The sequence below is a fragment of the Staphylococcus hsinchuensis genome (assembly GCF_038789205.1).
GTDB lineage: Bacteria > Bacillota > Bacilli > Staphylococcales > Staphylococcaceae > Staphylococcus > Staphylococcus hsinchuensis.
This window is the reverse complement of the sequence record NZ_CP128355.1, coordinates 1,151,872-1,167,978: the sequence shown is the minus strand read 5'-3', so window position 1 is coordinate 1,167,978 and position 16,107 is coordinate 1,151,872. Positions and strand designations below refer to the sequence as shown.

At 32.4% G+C, this 16,107-nt stretch carries 27 protein-coding genes and 1 pseudogene; 7 read left to right on the top strand and 21 right to left on the bottom strand.

Features of this window, described 5'->3' with window-relative positions:
* Positions 1-5 precede the first annotated feature (5 nt).
* From QQM35_RS05885 to QQM35_RS05840, 10 genes are all read right to left on the bottom strand, one after another.
* Positions 6-293, bottom strand: coding sequence for a helix-turn-helix domain-containing protein (locus QQM35_RS05885; protein ID WP_342610236.1), 288 nt, complete (start codon positions 291-293; stop codon positions 6-8).
* Complete coding sequence (locus QQM35_RS05880) at positions 290-964, bottom strand: putative HNHc nuclease (protein WP_342610235.1); 675 nt, start codon at positions 962-964, stop codon at positions 290-292. Before QQM35_RS05880 ends, QQM35_RS05885 begins: the two co-directional genes overlap by 4 nt.
* Complete coding sequence (locus QQM35_RS05875; protein WP_342610234.1) at positions 965-1,513, bottom strand: NUMOD4 domain-containing protein; 549 nt, start codon at positions 1,511-1,513, stop codon at positions 965-967. It abuts the gene before it with no gap.
* A gap of 12 nt (positions 1,514-1,525) precedes the next feature.
* Positions 1,526-2,053 carry a DUF669 domain-containing protein gene (locus tag QQM35_RS05870; protein ID WP_342610233.1) on the bottom strand — a complete coding sequence of 176 codons (528 nt, stop codon included), beginning with the start codon at positions 2,051-2,053 and terminating at the stop codon, positions 1,526-1,528.
* A 22-nt stretch (positions 2,054-2,075) separates the two neighbouring features.
* Positions 2,076-2,843 (bottom strand): ATP-binding protein, encoded by a 768-nt coding sequence (locus QQM35_RS05865; protein ID WP_342610232.1) that lies wholly within the window; start codon positions 2,841-2,843, stop codon positions 2,076-2,078.
* On the bottom strand, positions 2,844-3,329 hold the full coding sequence (locus QQM35_RS05860) for a siphovirus Gp157 family protein (protein WP_268218105.1): 486 nt from the start codon (positions 3,327-3,329) through the stop codon (positions 2,844-2,846). It lies immediately after the preceding gene.
* Between the two features lie 81 nt (positions 3,330-3,410).
* Complete coding sequence (locus QQM35_RS05855; protein WP_342610231.1) at positions 3,411-3,698, bottom strand: helix-turn-helix transcriptional regulator; 288 nt, start codon at positions 3,696-3,698, stop codon at positions 3,411-3,413.
* Positions 3,685-4,023: an XRE family transcriptional regulator gene (locus QQM35_RS05850; protein WP_268218107.1), complete on the bottom strand. Its 339-nt coding sequence runs from the start codon at positions 4,021-4,023 to the stop codon at positions 3,685-3,687. The genes QQM35_RS05855 and QQM35_RS05850 overlap by 14 nt, the downstream gene beginning before the upstream one ends.
* Before the next feature lie 2 nt (positions 4,024-4,025).
* The gene (locus QQM35_RS05845) at positions 4,026-4,190 is read right to left on the bottom strand and encodes a DUF1270 family protein (RefSeq protein WP_342610230.1); all 165 of its coding nucleotides are present in this window, start codon (positions 4,188-4,190) and stop codon (positions 4,026-4,028) included.
* On the bottom strand, positions 4,187-4,402 hold the full coding sequence (locus QQM35_RS05840) for a MarR family transcriptional regulator (RefSeq protein WP_104681600.1): 216 nt from the start codon (positions 4,400-4,402) through the stop codon (positions 4,187-4,189). Before QQM35_RS05840 ends, QQM35_RS05845 begins: the two co-directional genes overlap by 4 nt.
* Before the next feature lie 56 nt (positions 4,403-4,458).
* Here QQM35_RS05840 and QQM35_RS05835 point away from each other — a divergent pair, with 56 nt between their 5' ends.
* Positions 4,459-4,641 (top strand): hypothetical protein, encoded by a 183-nt coding sequence (locus tag QQM35_RS05835; protein ID WP_070826813.1) that lies wholly within the window; start codon positions 4,459-4,461, stop codon positions 4,639-4,641.
* On the opposite strand, the gene QQM35_RS05830 is transcribed toward QQM35_RS05835, so the two are convergent.
* The 6 genes and pseudogenes from QQM35_RS05830 to QQM35_RS05805 form a co-directional block, all read right to left on the bottom strand.
* Positions 4,625-4,777, bottom strand: coding sequence for a hypothetical protein (locus tag QQM35_RS05830; RefSeq protein ID WP_342610229.1), 153 nt, complete (start codon positions 4,775-4,777; stop codon positions 4,625-4,627). The genes QQM35_RS05835 and QQM35_RS05830 overlap by 17 nt on opposite strands.
* 255 nt (positions 4,778-5,032) lie before the next feature.
* Positions 5,033-5,254, bottom strand: a complete 222-nt coding sequence (locus tag QQM35_RS05825; RefSeq protein WP_213470934.1) for a hypothetical protein — start codon at positions 5,252-5,254, stop codon at positions 5,033-5,035.
* A 37-nt stretch (positions 5,255-5,291) separates the two neighbouring features.
* Positions 5,292-5,942 (bottom strand): annotated as a pseudogene (locus tag QQM35_RS05820) (antA/AntB antirepressor family protein); the annotation flags it as partial.
* Between the two features lie 32 nt (positions 5,943-5,974).
* Positions 5,975-6,514 (bottom strand): ORF6C domain-containing protein, encoded by a 540-nt coding sequence (locus QQM35_RS05815; protein WP_053034945.1) that lies wholly within the window; start codon positions 6,512-6,514, stop codon positions 5,975-5,977.
* Positions 6,507-7,463, bottom strand: a complete 957-nt coding sequence (locus QQM35_RS05810; protein WP_342610228.1) for a hypothetical protein — start codon at positions 7,461-7,463, stop codon at positions 6,507-6,509. The genes QQM35_RS05815 and QQM35_RS05810 overlap by 8 nt, the downstream gene beginning before the upstream one ends.
* Positions 7,447-7,833 (bottom strand): DUF559 domain-containing protein, encoded by a 387-nt coding sequence (locus QQM35_RS05805; RefSeq protein WP_342610227.1) that lies wholly within the window; start codon positions 7,831-7,833, stop codon positions 7,447-7,449. The genes QQM35_RS05810 and QQM35_RS05805 overlap by 17 nt, the downstream gene beginning before the upstream one ends.
* Before the next feature lie 45 nt (positions 7,834-7,878).
* On the opposite strand from QQM35_RS05805, the gene QQM35_RS05800 reads away from it, so the two are divergent.
* Positions 7,879-8,217, top strand: a complete 339-nt coding sequence (locus tag QQM35_RS05800; protein ID WP_342610226.1) for a hypothetical protein — start codon at positions 7,879-7,881, stop codon at positions 8,215-8,217.
* On the opposite strand, the gene QQM35_RS05795 is transcribed toward QQM35_RS05800, so the two are convergent.
* Both QQM35_RS05795 and QQM35_RS05790 read right to left on the bottom strand, forming a co-directional pair.
* Positions 8,203-8,436, bottom strand: a complete 234-nt coding sequence (locus QQM35_RS05795; RefSeq protein WP_342610225.1) for a Thoeris anti-defense Tad2 family protein — start codon at positions 8,434-8,436, stop codon at positions 8,203-8,205. The genes QQM35_RS05800 and QQM35_RS05795 overlap by 15 nt on opposite strands.
* An 11-nt stretch (positions 8,437-8,447) precedes the next feature.
* Positions 8,448-8,663, bottom strand: a complete 216-nt coding sequence (locus QQM35_RS05790) for an XRE family transcriptional regulator (protein WP_237628625.1) — start codon at positions 8,661-8,663, stop codon at positions 8,448-8,450.
* A 196-nt stretch (positions 8,664-8,859) separates the two neighbouring features.
* On the opposite strand from QQM35_RS05790, the gene QQM35_RS05785 reads away from it, so the two are divergent.
* The 5 genes from QQM35_RS05785 (at position 8,860) to QQM35_RS05765 (ending at position 12,779) form a co-directional block, all read left to right on the top strand.
* Positions 8,860-9,471, top strand: coding sequence for a LexA family transcriptional regulator (locus QQM35_RS05785; RefSeq protein ID WP_342610224.1), 612 nt, complete (start codon positions 8,860-8,862; stop codon positions 9,469-9,471).
* An 81-nt stretch (positions 9,472-9,552) separates the two neighbouring features.
* On the top strand, positions 9,553-10,083 hold the full coding sequence (locus QQM35_RS05780) for a Bsp6I family type II restriction endonuclease (RefSeq protein ID WP_145458540.1): 531 nt from the start codon (positions 9,553-9,555) through the stop codon (positions 10,081-10,083).
* Between the two features lie 62 nt (positions 10,084-10,145).
* Positions 10,146-11,114 carry a DNA cytosine methyltransferase gene (locus tag QQM35_RS05775; protein ID WP_145458542.1) on the top strand — a complete coding sequence of 323 codons (969 nt, stop codon included), beginning with the start codon at positions 10,146-10,148 and terminating at the stop codon, positions 11,112-11,114.
* A 150-nt stretch (positions 11,115-11,264) separates the two neighbouring features.
* Positions 11,265-11,477 (top strand): hypothetical protein, encoded by a 213-nt coding sequence (locus QQM35_RS05770; RefSeq protein WP_037549742.1) that lies wholly within the window; start codon positions 11,265-11,267, stop codon positions 11,475-11,477.
* Between the two features lie 252 nt (positions 11,478-11,729).
* Complete coding sequence (locus QQM35_RS05765) at positions 11,730-12,779, top strand: tyrosine-type recombinase/integrase (protein WP_342610223.1); 1,050 nt, start codon at positions 11,730-11,732, stop codon at positions 12,777-12,779.
* Between the two features lie 67 nt (positions 12,780-12,846).
* Here the strand turns inward: QQM35_RS05765 and sufB are convergent, their stop codons facing one another.
* From sufB to QQM35_RS05750, 3 genes are all read right to left on the bottom strand, one after another.
* Complete coding sequence (gene sufB / locus QQM35_RS05760) at positions 12,847-14,244, bottom strand: Fe-S cluster assembly protein SufB (RefSeq protein WP_251519281.1); 1,398 nt, start codon at positions 14,242-14,244, stop codon at positions 12,847-12,849.
* Positions 14,245-14,402: 158 nt separating this feature from the next.
* Entirely contained in the window at positions 14,403-14,852 is a 450-nt protein-coding gene (gene sufU, locus QQM35_RS05755; RefSeq protein WP_251519280.1) for a Fe-S cluster assembly sulfur transfer protein SufU, read from the bottom strand.
* Positions 14,842-16,077, bottom strand: a complete 1,236-nt coding sequence (locus QQM35_RS05750; protein WP_251519279.1) for a cysteine desulfurase — start codon at positions 16,075-16,077, stop codon at positions 14,842-14,844. Before QQM35_RS05750 ends, sufU begins: the two co-directional genes overlap by 11 nt.
* Positions 16,078-16,107: the final 30 nt, after the last annotated feature.

The following is a 16,107-nucleotide window of genomic DNA, read 5'->3' as shown; positions in this document are numbered from 1 at the left end:
TTAACTCACCTCTTAACAGTTATCTTTCTTCTATTGATATAATTTACGTTTTCTACTTCTCTTTCTATAAAACCTAGTTTCTCAAGCTTTTTAATTGATCTTTTAACTGTTGACTCAGAAACTCCATAAAGTTCTGATAACTCTTCATTTGAAATGTCTGTAGAACCTTCAACATTATTCGTCAGTGAATCAAGTTCACATATCAGTATCTTTTCGAAAAAGGTTAAATCTTTTCTAATTCTTACTTCTTTAGTTAAAATGCCTAAACCCACTGCACTTCTTATGATTGTCATTTTATTCTTTCTCCTTTCAACATTTGGTTGAGTCTCTCATCTACATCCACCCAACTGTCATGTAATTTGTATTTCTCGTTGAAACTGTCCATGCCTATTTGATGCTGTTCTCTGTGGTGATTAGGACATAGTGCTAATACTTGATTGCCTATATGATTAATCTTGCGTCTGTTACGTCCTCGTCCTACCGCGTGATAATGTGCAAGTTCTGAATGTGGTTTACCACAAACAATACAATTTCTATTTACTGTGGCTCTATATAAAAATTGCTTATCATTTTTTAACAAATCACTTGTTTTATAGTTAAGTGGAATGTTGTGTATAAAAACCCACTCAATAATTATTTCTATAACTTGTTTAGCTACAGTTCGGCTGCATGTTGCTAGTGATACGCGTTTCTCATAACCGTATATGAACTGAACAAAATCTTGGAACATATACCTCATATATTCTCTGGGTTGCCCTGTATAAGCTTCTATATCGTTCACAAGTGCAAATATCTTTCGACGTTGTTTGCCAGTGATAGAATTAGGGTCTATCACTGAACAATCAACATCTACTGTTTGATTTATATCTAGTAAATCAATAGCTTGATCTGGTATTTCTACATCTGTAACAACTACGTCATACAAACCCTTAGTATTTTGTTTGTATTTTGTGATTTTAGGCATTTACATCAACTTCTCTACTTTAAAAATATTTCCGTGAATGTCTTTCACTTCATTATGACCTTGCCTTAATTTATTACTTATATAGCCGTGACATCGTCCTAAAAATTTACAAGCTCTTGACATGCTTATAAATTCGTATTCAATACCTAAATGATTGATTAACTTTACTTTCATATTGGTGCTCATTAATCCAGTTTCAAATGCATGTCTGTTATTTTCTAAATGATTGCACCATTCAAGATTATTAACATTATTATTTTTAGGATTGCCATCTATATGATTAATACAATTTTTACCGTCAATAGTTGGTATAAAAGCATAAGCTACTAATCTATGGACTAAATAGTGTTTAGGTTTTCCGCCTTTCCATAAAGCAACTCTTACATCTCTGCCATTAGGTGTTTTATTTTTTAAATATCGTTGTTTCCACTTTCTAACACCATGCTTTTTTGTATAAGTTGTTTTATTTTTATGGGTTCTTACATTGCCTTTATTACTAACTTCATATATCCCTTCAAAACCTACAACATCTCTCCAAATTTCTGCCATACTATCACCTCATTAAAATGGGAGCGTCGAATCGTCTAAATCAATCGGACCATTTGCATTAGCGAATGGATTGTTACCATCGTTTACACTAGGTTTGTTAGTTTGTTGTTGATTATTATTATTTTTTTCTGATTCTTTAACTTCATACTTTTCGTAAACTGGTGTACCTTCAAATTTCCAGAAACGTTTTAAAACTGTGTTCCACTTTTCTGTATAGTCGTTGTATTCACGTTTCAATTCAATGTTGATAGGTTTTCCAATAATATCTCGTTCAGTAAAGCTAAATTGACCGTTATTACCTTGCACACCTACTGCTTTTATGAAAGTGAATAACCAGTTTTTTGCAAAGTCATTTGAAGTATCACCATTTGCATAATGAGTGAAATCTCCTTCTTCTTTGTGTGAAAAAGTAATAGCGATTTGTGGGTGTCCATTTTTAGATTCTTTTGATTCAAAGTTTTTAATTTTTACACTGTATTGTCCTGGTTGCATATAATTACCGATTTCTTGTGCACCTTGTAAGTTTAAATTGAAATTCATAATTGATTACCGTCCTTTATTTTTAGTTTCCGTTCCTAATTGCTTCTACTACGTCATTGATACTTGGATTTATAAATACTTTGTTATTAATTGTTATAGAAGGTGAATGTCTGATTTTCGTTTCAAATGTATCTGATGGTTCAGCATTCAATACATAATCTTTTCTTTTAACCCCATCTACTTCATGCTCTAAAACCATCGCTCTAGCCAATACGTCACTTTGTGATGTAATAGCCTTTTTAATTTGTTCTTGCGCTTCAATAGTAATAGTAGGATTTATAGTGCTTCCTTCATCGTCTTTGTCTTTATTAATGCCTTCATGACCAGTAATAACAAAGTGAAATTGATGTTCTTCCTGTTGTTTTGCTAATAATCTATACATACTTACAATTCGTTCAGCTACTTCGCCCCAGTCGTTGAATGTAGGCTTTTTTGATTTGTTTTTCATAACATCTTGCATTGTCATATCGCGTAATTTTTGTATCGTTTCAATTACAACAACATCTATTTGTTGACCTTGATCACGCATTTGTTTCAAAATAGTTGGTAAATATTTAATGACATAAACAAAGTGATCGTAATTTTCTATAGATACATCTGAACCTTCATCAACTACTGTTGTACCATCTTCATTGATATCAATTACAAAAGCATTATTATTTCTAGTAGCAAATGTCGTTTTTCCAGTACCGATTTTTCCGTATACTGCAAACTTATAAAATTTCTTCTTATTCTTGTTTGCTATATTATTGATTTTTAGTTTTTTTAAAATATCTTGCTCTCCACTCATTTATCTCACCCTCAAACTACGTGTTTGTTTCACTTCTACACCAGGAATCTCCTTGCCTTCTTTTAATTCAGCTAATGCATCCTTTTTATTCAATTTAGGTGCTTGTGATATCCAATAATCTTTAGGTATTAGTTTTTCATCTAATACATTTAAACTAGGTGGATTATTTTGAATGTTGTAACTGTTTAATGCAGTTTTAAATTTAGTTTTACCAGTAGATTCCATAGTTTCTTTGAGTGTTTCTTTCAAACGATCAATCCCGTTTTTGTTTGTAGTTTTACGTTGTTGCAACCTTTTAATTTCTTCATCAATAGCAGCGTTGTCACTCTCTAAAGATTTAATCACAGCAACATAACCATCTGCTTTATCTTCAAGCGCGTCATTTATACTTGCTAAAGTGTCATTCAACACTTGTTCATCACCTTGTTCAGCTATTAAGTCATATACTTGTTTATAATCATCTTTCAAATTAAATAATGTACTCATTGACTAATCCTCCTAAAATTGTGTATATTTGACTTGTATATTTTTGTCTTTAATTCTGACTGTTACTTGTTGGCGCAAGTTTCAGTCTTTTTTTGAATCAATAAATTCTTTCATGTCTTTAATTGCTTGTCTGTAACCTTGTACGCATATTTTTTGTTTATCGTCATCAGTATGTTTCGGTATTTCTATGCCATCGTATTTTCCAGATAAGTAATCATTAAAAACACCTTCAACTTTTTCAGTAATTCTTCTATGACCATTTAAAAGTTTGCTAACGTACGCATTAGAAAAGCCTATTAAATAACTAAATTTATTTACACTTAAACCATCTTTTTTCATTTTGTCTCTAACTTTTTCAATTAAATCCATTATCTAGCCCTCCATTCATTTTTTGATAATCAGTCTTTTTTGTATCTAGAAATTCTCTTAAGTCTTTGATTGCTTTGTTGTAACCACTTTTATATGCTTTGTTCATATTTTCGTTTTCGTATTTCGGTGCTTTTATATCATCTCGTTGTCCGTTTAAAAATTCTTTTAATTTATTTCTGGCATTATCAGTAATCCTTCTATATCCGTCTCTGAGCTTAATGTAATATGATCCTGTATGCCCTAATTTGAAACCCATCTCTCTGATTGTTAATCCCTGCTCTTTTCTTCTATTTTCAACTTTTTCTATTAACTCTTTATCAGTCATCTTTACTCCTCCTTTATTTGAAAAAATTCATATTCGAAAAATACAAATGCTGCGATACTGATTAACATTGCGATACCTAATGCAGTTGTGAAGTAGATACCTGCAAATGTAAGTGCTAGTGATAGTACAATCCATGATAGTAATGCGATTAAGAATGATTTGTTCATTTCGATTCCTCCAATGCTTTTAATGTTTCTTGTGAAAAATCTACGTGAGGAAACTTCTCTTGTACCAATTGAATAGGTATCTTTCCTCTTATTGCGATGTATCCTTCTGATTCTAGTTGTTCATTTAATTCTCTAATGATTTTTGACGCAGTTGATTTTGATATTGGCAAAATCTGGCATAACTCTTTTGCGTTAAGATGATTTTTTATCATGATCGGCACTTCCTTTCGTGTATAATTTATTTATCAACCTAAGGAGGTGGATAACTATGTCTGAATTATCTATTGAGCAACGCGCCCATGATTTAGCTTTATTAAAAACTGAAATTTTAGCTAATCAACAAATTGCTGAAACTGGCACTGTTAACATTGAGCTAACGCGCGAATATGCAATTGCTTATGCTGAAGCTAAAGATGCTTTAGAAAAAATTTTTACTAAAGACCAAGATTAACTCTTACTTTTCTTGCATTTTCTTTATTTACAACTCTAGTGAGTATTTCTGGTTTTAAATTTCTCTCAATCTTCATAACCTTCCAAGTCACAACTGCCATTGTGATGAGGAGGGTTGTTTTGTATAAAACGTTCATGCTATGCCTCCTTAATCTGTTTTTTCTATATTTGGTATAATTTGGTTATCTCCTTATAGAAAGGAGGTGTTATTATCAGTTCTAAAATCAAAGGTATGAAAGACTTTGAAAAAGCATTAGACAAAGCAAGTAGATATATTGAAATTCACTGTATAAACTGTGGTAAGGAATACAAAGTGGATTTAAAGAAATCTAAAGCTAAGTGTCCGAAATGAAAATTTCTTAGTCTTTATATGGGGCGACTCTTTAGTTGCCCTATTTGATTTTGTACTTCCATTTAAATTTATTAATCTCATCTAATTTGTTTTCCGTTAATGCTGTTAAACTTTCAAATTCACTCATTACCTCTTTTAATTCCATTTGTTTGTTTTCTGTCATAGCAACTAAACTTTTGAACTCATTAACTAAGCTTTTTAACTCTCTTACGTTTGTATACAATTTGAAATCTTCGCTGCTATTCTTCTTTTTTCTGAACATTCTATTTCCTCCTTTAAGTTGTTTGTTCGAATGTGGGTTATATTTCGATCGATGATGGTCTAATGTCTTTGATAAATTGAATTGCTAAGTCTACATCTTTACGTTTAATGTGATTGTTAGGTGCGTTGCCTTTCATTCCTAGATGTTTTTTAGACTTAACTAATAATTTAGATTTAACTTTTCCTAATTGATGACGATACTCTTCTTTAGCTTTCTTGTTTGCTAATGCTTGTTCATAAACATCTCCGACTAAATATTCATCGATTGTCACTTGGATACCAGCTTTACCTAGAATTTGTTCAGCTTTAGACTTGATAGCAAATTTGATTGCGTCAATGTCTTGTGGCGTTACATATTCGCCTTCGAATTTTTCGTTTAATTCTTCTAATTTCTGATTACTTACTTTTCCTGTTGAAATTAAGTAATCGAGTTTGTCACTAACTAATTGTTCAATAAGTTGGTTCATATCATCTAATGAAGTAATTCCATAAGCACTTGCTAACTCATTATGTTGTCTTTCTACTTTGATGAAATAACCTCTGATTTTTCTTCCTATTTCGCTACGTTGTATCATTGAAATTTCTTTCGCCATATCGAGTGTCATGATATGGTCGAGTTGTTCATAAGTACGTAGTCTTTTTTGACTTTGTACTTTTACACTTTGAATGATATAATCGATATTTTCTTCAAAACCATATAAGTTGTTTGTTCGATTGTGGGTTAAGCGAGTCTTTTTAAGACTTCAAAATCTCCATGTCTTTCAGCAACATCAATTTGATGATCTGTAAGTCTTAAATAATTTTTAGGTAAATCACTTAAAGTCAAACTTTCTGTAAACGCAATAGCAACTTCACATTCCACACGTTTTACTTGATTGTATTTATTAACTTCAAATTTCTTTCTAATAGCTGTGTAAACACCTTTCACAAGATGACCAAACTTTTTAGAATACAACTCTTGAGACACTTCTTCTCCAAAATATTGTTTAGTGAGGTGGTGACCTTTTCTTGTACAAACTGCGTATAATCTATCTGCTTGTGGCCCAGTTAAAGGTACCGTGTTTTTGAAATCTTCAAATTCTTTTTTAATTTCTTTGTATAAAGATAAAAGTTCATTTTTTGTGTGAGCAATATCTGCTTTTGTTTCTCTAATTTCGTTTTTTGTTTCTACAATTTCGTCGTACATTTGTAAAATTGAATTTGCCTGTGTTACCATGTTTTCCATTTGGCTTCTTCTTAATTCCATTACTTGATTAGACATCTATAACATCTCCTTTTTTTAATTGTTTTCTTAATCTGTTTGACATATCTGTTAAATCATCAATGATTTTTTCAATAGGTTTTCTTGCATAATCGTTGTCGATAATATCTTTTGAAAAAGCTAAGTAACAAAGTGGCGCTACTTCTCTAATAACTTTCTCGCTACCTTTGACCAAATCATAAATTTCTTTTTGTGCTTTCAATCTTTGCTGACCATCATTCAATTTCGCATTCATATCATTAATGGCTTTGTTCAGCTCATCATATTTCTGTGATTTCTCACTTACCTCATCTCTGCGTTGTTCCATTTCTTTGATGTCTTTTTCTAACTTCTCATTGCGTTGTTCAATGAGCTTTTGTTGGTGCCTTGATTGGTCAAGTGCATTTTTAGTTTGTTGATAATCCTCAGGCTCCATATACTTCTCAATCACTTCTGGCTCTCTACTCTCTGCATCTTCTAGTTGTTTCTTAGCAATCTCTTCTGAGCGTTGCGCTTGTTCTACTTGAGATTGAAGTTGAGCGTTTTGTTCGTCACGTTGTTTGAGTTTGCGTTCTAATTCTTTGTATTCTTTATGAGTTTTGATGTCGCCGTCTAAAACTTTCTCTTTCAGTTCTGGAATGTGCGATGGTTTAGAAACCTCTAGTTGTAATCTTTTTGGCAACTCTTCGAACGTTTCTAATTGGTCACCGTGCAACTGTTGCACTTCGTTATAAATTTGAATGTAGTTATAAACATTTCTTTGTTTAAAACCTAACGAGCTATACCATTTTTTAAATAAACCACCATTGTTGTAATCACTAAATTCTTGTTGTGCTTCGTAAAATACCTTTCCAACCTCTTTTGCATATCTATGTTTTATTCCATTTAAAATATTTTCTTTTTCAATAATCGATTCTGACAATTTTTGCGGTAAAGAATCGTATTGAAATTCATCAACAGAATATTCCATTTAAAATTTCACCACCTTTTTTAGTTTCTTGTTCAAATAATTCTTTTACTTTTTCGTTTGAAATTCGATAAACCTTGATTCCTTTTTCAAAAAAGAAAAGTTCTTTCATTCTATCTACGATTTGCTGTCTTTCTGTTTGGTGACTAGCTCCGTCTATTTCGATAACTATATGATTTTGAGAATCGTAAAAATCTGCAGTAAATTTTTTAGTACACCATTTCTCTAGACCATTTTTGCCAGTACCAAAAGTAACTTGTCTTTCAAAATTCGGAAACAGTGAGGCAAACATGTTTTCATGTAAAGTGAAATCAAATTTTCCTCGTTTATCAAAAGACTTCAAAGCAATTTTGCTAAGTTGTAATTCGTTCAATCGTTTATGCTCCTTTCTGCTATACTCCTTATAGGAGGTGATATTGTGCTTACTAATGAAGCCGAGTTTGTTTTACTTCAACTTTATCGTTGTTATGAAGACGATATTCAAGATGGTAAAACCAAAAGAGAAGCAAGATATTTTGAAGATGAACATAGTGTTCGTGATAATTACTTTATTGGTATAAATTCAGAAGATTTTCATTTAGCTTTAATGGAACTTTCAAACCGCGGTTATTTAAACACACCGAAAACTACAATGGATGGTTATCCGGAATTTATACTTGAACCATCAGCTATAGCTGAAATGCAAAATCGTTATACAAAGAACCTAAATAAAGTTCTAAAAAGGATTAACGAATTGAAAAAGTTAATTCTTTTTTAGACCCACCACTTCCCAATCATCAGCTAATAAGTCTTCTGCCATTGGTTGCCACAATGGATAGAAGGCTTTTTGTCTTGGATTCACAACTACGTATCCATAACTATTTGTAGGTAAAAGTTCTAAGTTGTCTCCTGGTTTTCTAAATGTTTCAAATTCAGATGAGCGATAAATTGTTTTACCTTTTTCCATAGATAACTTTGTTGCCTCTTGTATATTCATAGCGACCTCCTTTAAGTTGTTTGATGTTCTTTTTCTTTTTCGAAAAGATATTCGATGTCGTACTCTGGAAAATATTTGTTTTTAATAAGTAACGCCTCTCCGAATTTAAAATCAGAAATACCGTTTATCTTATCCGCTACCGTTTGGTATCTGACTTCTAATAAATCAGCTAAATCAACCAGAGATACTTTTTTCTCTTTTCTAATATCGTTGAAGTTTTTCAACATAGTATCCCTCCTAATACGAAAATTCGTATTTATAAATATATTTTTTAGCAATCTTGCCGATTGCTTAACTAAAGTTTATACGAAAATTCGTATCAAGTCAATACTAAAATTCGCATTTTATTTTTAAAATTTTACTTGATATACGATTTTTCGCATGGTATTATATAGGTACAAATTAGAAATGAGGCAAACGAAAATGACTAAAGAAAAAGATTTAAAAAGACTTATGGAATTAAAATCTGGTAGCATAAAAGCTTTTTCAGAAGAAATTGGTTTAGCTTATACAACTGTTAGATCTATTTTAGAAAGAGGAGTATTCAACGCTAAAGTAGAAAATGTCATCAAAATTTGTAAAGGGTTAAACATTAAACCGGAAGAAATTATGGATATTGAACAACCAAAAGTAGAAACCCTACCAGTCAAAAAGATTCCAGTCGTTTCTCAAATATCTGCTGGCTTACCTATCTATAGTGAAGAAAATTTAATTGATTATACTTACATCGCTACTAAAAATTTAAGTGCTGATAAAGAACTGTTCGGCTTAAAAGTATCTGGTGATAGTATGGATAAAGAATTTAAAGATGGCGATGTAGTTATCGTAGAAAAAGATGCAGTAGTAGAAAATGGACAAATCGCAGTCGTTCAAATAAATGGCTACAACGCTACTGTAAAACGTGTGAGATATGAGAAAGATAGAATTATCCTTATTCCTGAAAGTAACAACCCTGCACATTATCCACAAGTTTATTCACAAGATGATGAAGTAAAAATAATTGGTAGGGTTGTGGCAAGTCAGAAATTATTTTAGTAATCGTCCTAGCGACGCTTTAATATAAATTATTTAATTCAGCGATATTATATAGTATTATTAATTCGAGGGTACCGAAATATGGCAACATTACATGATTATGTTAAAATTGATAAATCACGATTTAGTGATATGGTTAAAGCATATTTCTTATGGAAAGAATTAAATAGTTTAATTAAAAACTCACATACTAGAGGAATAAATTTCCCTGAGATTATATCAGAATCACTATTATGCTACGCATTAGATTATAAACTCAATCGTGGTACTGGTGGTGATGCATATGATGAAGGTAATAATAAAGTGATAGAATGTAAAGCCACTTCAAACTTCGATAAAGATACATCATCATTTTCACCAAATGAAGAATTTGATAGATTATATTTTTTAAGATTATATCAAAGAGATGATGAACTCTATATTTATGACACTGAATATGATTCAGAGAAACTTAAATTAGTACAAGTGAGCAAAAAGCAAACATTAGGTGATCAACAAAAACAAGGTAGAAGACCTCGTTTTTCAATTATTAAACAAATTATTGAGAAAGACAATATTCAACCTATTGCAAAAATCGATTTAAGAAAAGAAAAAGTTATTCGTTTAAAGTAAAGGGGTGAGAAGGTACCCTCTTGCCCTTTTATTTGCGGCGAGCTGCGAAAGGATGGTAAATGATGAGTAAATTAAAAATATGTTCTCTGTTTGCTGGAGTTGGTGGTATTGATTTAGCTTTCGAACAAACCGGAAGCTTTGAAACTATTATAGCTAATGAAATAGATGCTAAAGCATCAGAGACATATAAATTAAATTTTAATAATGAATTAATTCAAAAAGATATTAGAGATATAGAACCCGAAAACTTACCTGACTTTGATGTTCTTCTATCAGGCTTTCCTTGTACTTCTTTTTCTATTGCCGGTTACAGAAAAGGATTTGAAGATGAAACATCTGGAGATTTATTTTTTGAAACACTTAAAGTTATAGTAGAAAAACAACCACAAATAGTCTTTCTAGAAAACGTTAAAAACTTAGTTAGTCATGATAAGGGTAATACTTTTAAAGTTATTAGAGAAGCTTTAGAGACAAATGGTTATCATATTAAATACCAAGTGTTAAATGCAAAAGATTACGGAAATATTCCACAAAACAGAGAACGAATTTATATAGTTGGATTTAAAGATATAGAACAATATAAAAACTTCGATTTTCCAAAACCAATAAATTTAAAACAAGGAATAACAGATGTGATTGATTTCTCTAAAAGGGTTGATGATAGTTTTTATTATACTGAAGATAAATATAAGTTCTATAACTTGCTTAAAGAATCTATTGTGAAAAGCGACACTATATATCAATGGAGAAGAAAATATGTGAGAGAGAATAAAAGTAATGTATCTCCCACATTAACAGCAAATATGGGTACTGGAGGTCATAATGTTCCCCTAATACTTTCAAAATATGGTATAAGAAAATTCACGCCTAGAGAATGTTTTGCGTTACAAGGTTTTCCTGAATCATTTAAATTGCCCGATTTAGCCAATTCACATTTATATAAACAAGCAGGTAATTCTGTTGTTGTGCCTGTAGTAAATAGAATTGCGCAAAATATATATAAATCAGTAAATAATGAAGTATGCATATAAAAATGGATAGTCCACCTACCCTTATTATTTTTTACTTTCATTGATTAACAGCGTCCTAGTGACGGATATAAATTAACAGGATAAACACATATGCTGAACTTTATGGAAACATAAAGAAACCACGGATAAAAAACCGTGGTGATAACAATATTGAGTATGATTGGCTCTCCTGCATTTAAGGCGTTTAAAGAAATTGAAAATAGTCGTCCTGAACTTTCTAAAGAATTCGGAATTAATAACTTTAAAGGGGTTGAGGCTATTAATATTCCTTCAGCAGTGAAAGAACAAGCAAGATTCGCACGTAAATTTGCTAAAGATGCCAATATCGGTAATTACATTGCCCTGCTATACAGTAATGTATAGTTTGTATCGGGTGAATTCAAAGGAAGCCTAAGTCTATTGATATGGTGACTTTGAGCCAAGCCTTTTAAGGAAGGTGCAACGCATAGTTTCTGAAATAACGAAACCACGAGCGCCCGATATCCTGTTAAGTTTATTATAACATGAAATTATAGGTATGTATTTTGTTAATAGCTTGAAACTATTAATACCGTTTTTCTAGGGTGCCTAGTACCCTTATTATTTTTTACCTTTTTTGAGGAGGAATGAGAAAAAATGCCAGTATATAAAGATGATAATACAGGAAAATGGTATTTTTCTACCAGATATAAAGACGTTTATGGTAACAATAAACGTAAAATGAAACGTGGTTTCACAACTAAACGTGAAGCAAAAAGTTCTGAGGCTAGCTTTTTAAATGATGTTAACGAAGGTTTTAGCGATTCAAACACATATGATTATATATTTAATCACTATTTAGAACATACTGATTTACGTCCAAAAACAAAGCGACGTAAACAAAACGAATATAAAAAGCATATTCAAGACAAGTTTGGTCACATTAACATGAATAAGATAACTCAAAATCAATGCCAAGAATTCCGTAAGTATTTAATGAATAACATCAAATCAACCAATTCGGCTAGAACTATATGGTCTGGTTTTAAAGTTGTGATTAATTATGCGAATAAATATTTTGGATTACGTAGTGATCCGACTATATCTATTAAGCCAATACCTAGAGTTAAGCCCAAACCTAAATATATGTTACGTGAAGAATTTGACGATAGAATTAATGAAATAGAAGAACAAGACTACAGAGAATTATTCACACTCATGTTTTACACAGGAATGAGAATTGGGGAGGCGATGGCTTTAGTTTGGGAAGATTATAACAAATACAAAAAAGAAATATCCATCAACAAAACGATGGATATTACTAATAGGACTATATACCCTAGAGCTAAAACGGAAAGCTCAGAAGATATAGTACCTTTACCAAAATTCATTAATAATATGTTAGATGAACGCTACCAACGTGAAAAACAAGCTAACAAATATTTTAATGAAAAAAGCTTTTTTGTTTTTGGCGGTCTAGCTCCTAAACATTATAGTCATGTTCACAAGAAATTTCAAAAAGTATTCCCAGAATATAACATACATGTATTAAGACACTCTTACGCGTCTTACCTTGCTAATAATGGCGTTGATATCTTTGTACTGCAATCACTTATGAGACACTCACAAATAACTGAAACAATGGGAACATATAGCCATTTATATACCGAAAAGAAACATGATGCAATTTCTATATTCGATAAGTAAATGGTATCAAAAAGGTATCAAACCATAATACCGTATAGGTAAAATAGCTTGATACCAGTATTTGAAGTTAGCCTATGCTACCTTCCATTTCGAATTTGATTAAACGGTTCATTTCTACCGCATATTCCATTGGAAGTTCTTTTGTGAATGGTTCAATGAAGCCCATTACGATCATTTCTGTAGCTTCTTCTTCAGAAATACCGCGACTCATTAAGTAGAATAATTGTTCTTCTGATACTTTTGAAACTTTCGCTTCGTGTTCTAATGAGATGTTGTCATTGAACACTTCGTTGTAAGGAATAGTATCTGAAGTTGATTCGTTATCTAAGATTAACGTATCACATTCGATATTTGAACGAGCACCTTTCGCTTTACGTCCAAAGTGAACGATACCACGATAAATTACTTTACCGCCATTTTTTGAAATTGATTTAGATACGATTGTTGATGATGTGTTTGGTGCTTTATGAATCATTTTCGCACCCGCATCTTGTACTTGGCCTTTACCTGCAAATGCGATTGATAAGGTACTACCTTTAGCACCTTCGCCCATAAGTACACAGTTTGGATATTTCATTGTTAACTTAGAACCTAAGTTACCGTCAACCCATTCCATATTACCATTCTCATGAACCATTGTACGTTTAGTAACTAAGTTATAAACGTTGTTTGCCCAGTTTTGAATTGTAGTATAACGAACGTGAGCATCTTTGTGTACGATGATTTCTACAACAGCTGAGTGTAATGAGCTTGTTGTGTAAACTGGTGCTGTACAACCTTCAACGTAGTTTACTGATGCGCCTTCGTCCGCAATAATTAATGTACGTTCGAATTGCCCCATGTTTTCAGAGTTGATTCTAAAGTATGCTTGTAAAGGAGTATCTAATTTAACGTTTTTCGGAACGTAGATGAATGAACCACCTGACCATACAGCTGAGTTTAATGCAGCGAATTTATTGTCTGCTGCAGGAACAACTGTTGAGAAATATTCTCTAAATAGGTCTTCATTTTCACGTAAAGCACTGTCAGTATCTTTGAAGATGATACCTTTTTCTTCTAGTTCTTTTTCCATGTTGTGGTATACAACTTCTGATTCATACTGTGCTGATACACCAGCAAGATATTTTTGTTCTGCTTCAGGGATACCTAATTTATCAAATGTACGTTTGATTTCTTCTGGTACTTCATCCCATGAACGTTCAGTATGTTCTGAAGGCTTTACGTAGTATGTGATATCATCGAAGTCTAATTCTGATAAATCTCCACCCCATTGTGGCATTGGCATTTTGTAGAAATGCTTTAATGCTTTAAGTCTATAGTTAAGCATCCACTCTGGTTCTTCTTTCATATTTGAAATTTCACGAACGATATTTTCTGTTAAACCACGTTCTGATCTGAAAATTGAAACATCTTCGTCGTGGAATCCGTATTGATATTCTCCAACATCAGGTGCTTTTTTAGCCATTTCAATCACTCCTTTAATATATTTAAAACACATTTATTTCAAAAGTAGCTAATCACTTTAGTTTCTTAAATTGTTATAGATAGTCTGCCATTTTATCATTGTTGTTACCTTCAGTTTGAATGGAATATTACACAATGTCAATGTTTAGAGACTAATCTTTATTCTGCTTGGTTACCTTCTTTATCAACAGTACCTTTTTCAAGGGCTTTCCAAGCTAATGTTGCACATTTAATTCTCGCTGGGAATTGTGAAACACCTTGTAAAGCTTCGATGTCGCCCATTTCTTCTGTGATTTCATAATCTTCACCAAGCATCATTTTTGTGAATTCTTGGCTCATTTGCATCGCATCAGCTAAAGTATTACCTTTCACCGCTTCAGTCATCATTGATGCACTAGACATTGAAATAGAGCAACCTTCACCGTCAAACTTTGCATCTTTGATTAAGCCATCTTCAATATCAAACGTAAGATGAATACGATCACCACAAGTAGGGTTGTTCATATCAACAGTCATCGAACCATTGTCTAATGTACCTTTATTTCGTGGATTTTTATAATGATCCATAATTACAGAACGATACAATTGATTTAAGTTGTTAAAATTCATAAGAGAAAAACTCCTTCGTTTGTTTCAACGCTTCAACGAATTGGTCGACGTCCTCTTTTGTATTGTATACATAAAAACTTGCTCTTGCAGTTGAAGATTGACCTAACCATTTCATTAATGGTTGCGCACAATGGTGTCCTGCACGAACAGCAACACCTTCAGTATCCACTGCTGTTGCAACGTCATGTGCATGAACATCATCTAAATTGAAAGTGATGACGCCTGCTCTACGATCTTTCGGTGGACCGTAAATGTCTATACCTTCAATTTGTGCCATTTGTTCATAAGCATATTGGGTCAATGTAGACTCATGTTGGTGTATCGCGTCGAAACCAATATTTTCCAAGTATCTGATTGCTTCTGCAAGTCCAATAGCTTGAGCGATTAATGGTGTACCTGCTTCAAATTTGGTTGGAAGATCTGCCCAACTCGCATCGTATTTACTTACGAAATCAATCATGTCTCCACCAAATTCAACAGGTTCCATATTATTGAGTAATTGTCGTTTACCGTATAAGACGCCTATACCTGTTGGGCCTAACATTTTATGACCACTAAAGCTATAGAAGTCCACGTCTAATTCCTGCATATCTAAATCCATATGTGGAGCAGCTTGTGCGCCATCAACACTTATAATTGCGCCATGTTCATGTGCAACTTTAGCAATAGATTGAACATCGTTAATTGTTCCTAGCACATTAGAAACGTGTGCGATAGCAACAATTTTTGTGTTGTCATTAATCGTAGCTTTAACGTCTTCAATGTTTAACTCGCCAGTTTCAGTCATTGGTATAAACTTGAGTTCTGCATTTTTACGTTTAGCTAATTGTTGCCATGGAACAATGTTGGCATGGTGTTCCATCTCTGTCACAACAATTTCATCGCCTTCGTTTACATTTGCATCACCGTAACTATGGGCTACAACATTGATGCTCGCTGTCGTACCACGTGTGAAGATGATTTCTTCGAAGTATTTAGCGTTAATAAAGCTACGTACTGTTTCGCGTGCATTTTCATAACCATCTGTCGCTAACGAACCAAGTGTATGCACACCACGATGCACATTTGAGTTATAGCGTTTGTAATAATCCGCCATCTTTTCAATAACTTGAACTGGTGTTTGACTTGTAGCCGTTGAATCTAAATAAGCCAATCTTTTATTGTTTACCTTTTGGTTAAGAATTGGAAAATCTTTTATAATCTCATTTACATTTAATTCGGTCACAGTATTCACAGACCTTTCTATTTAAGAATC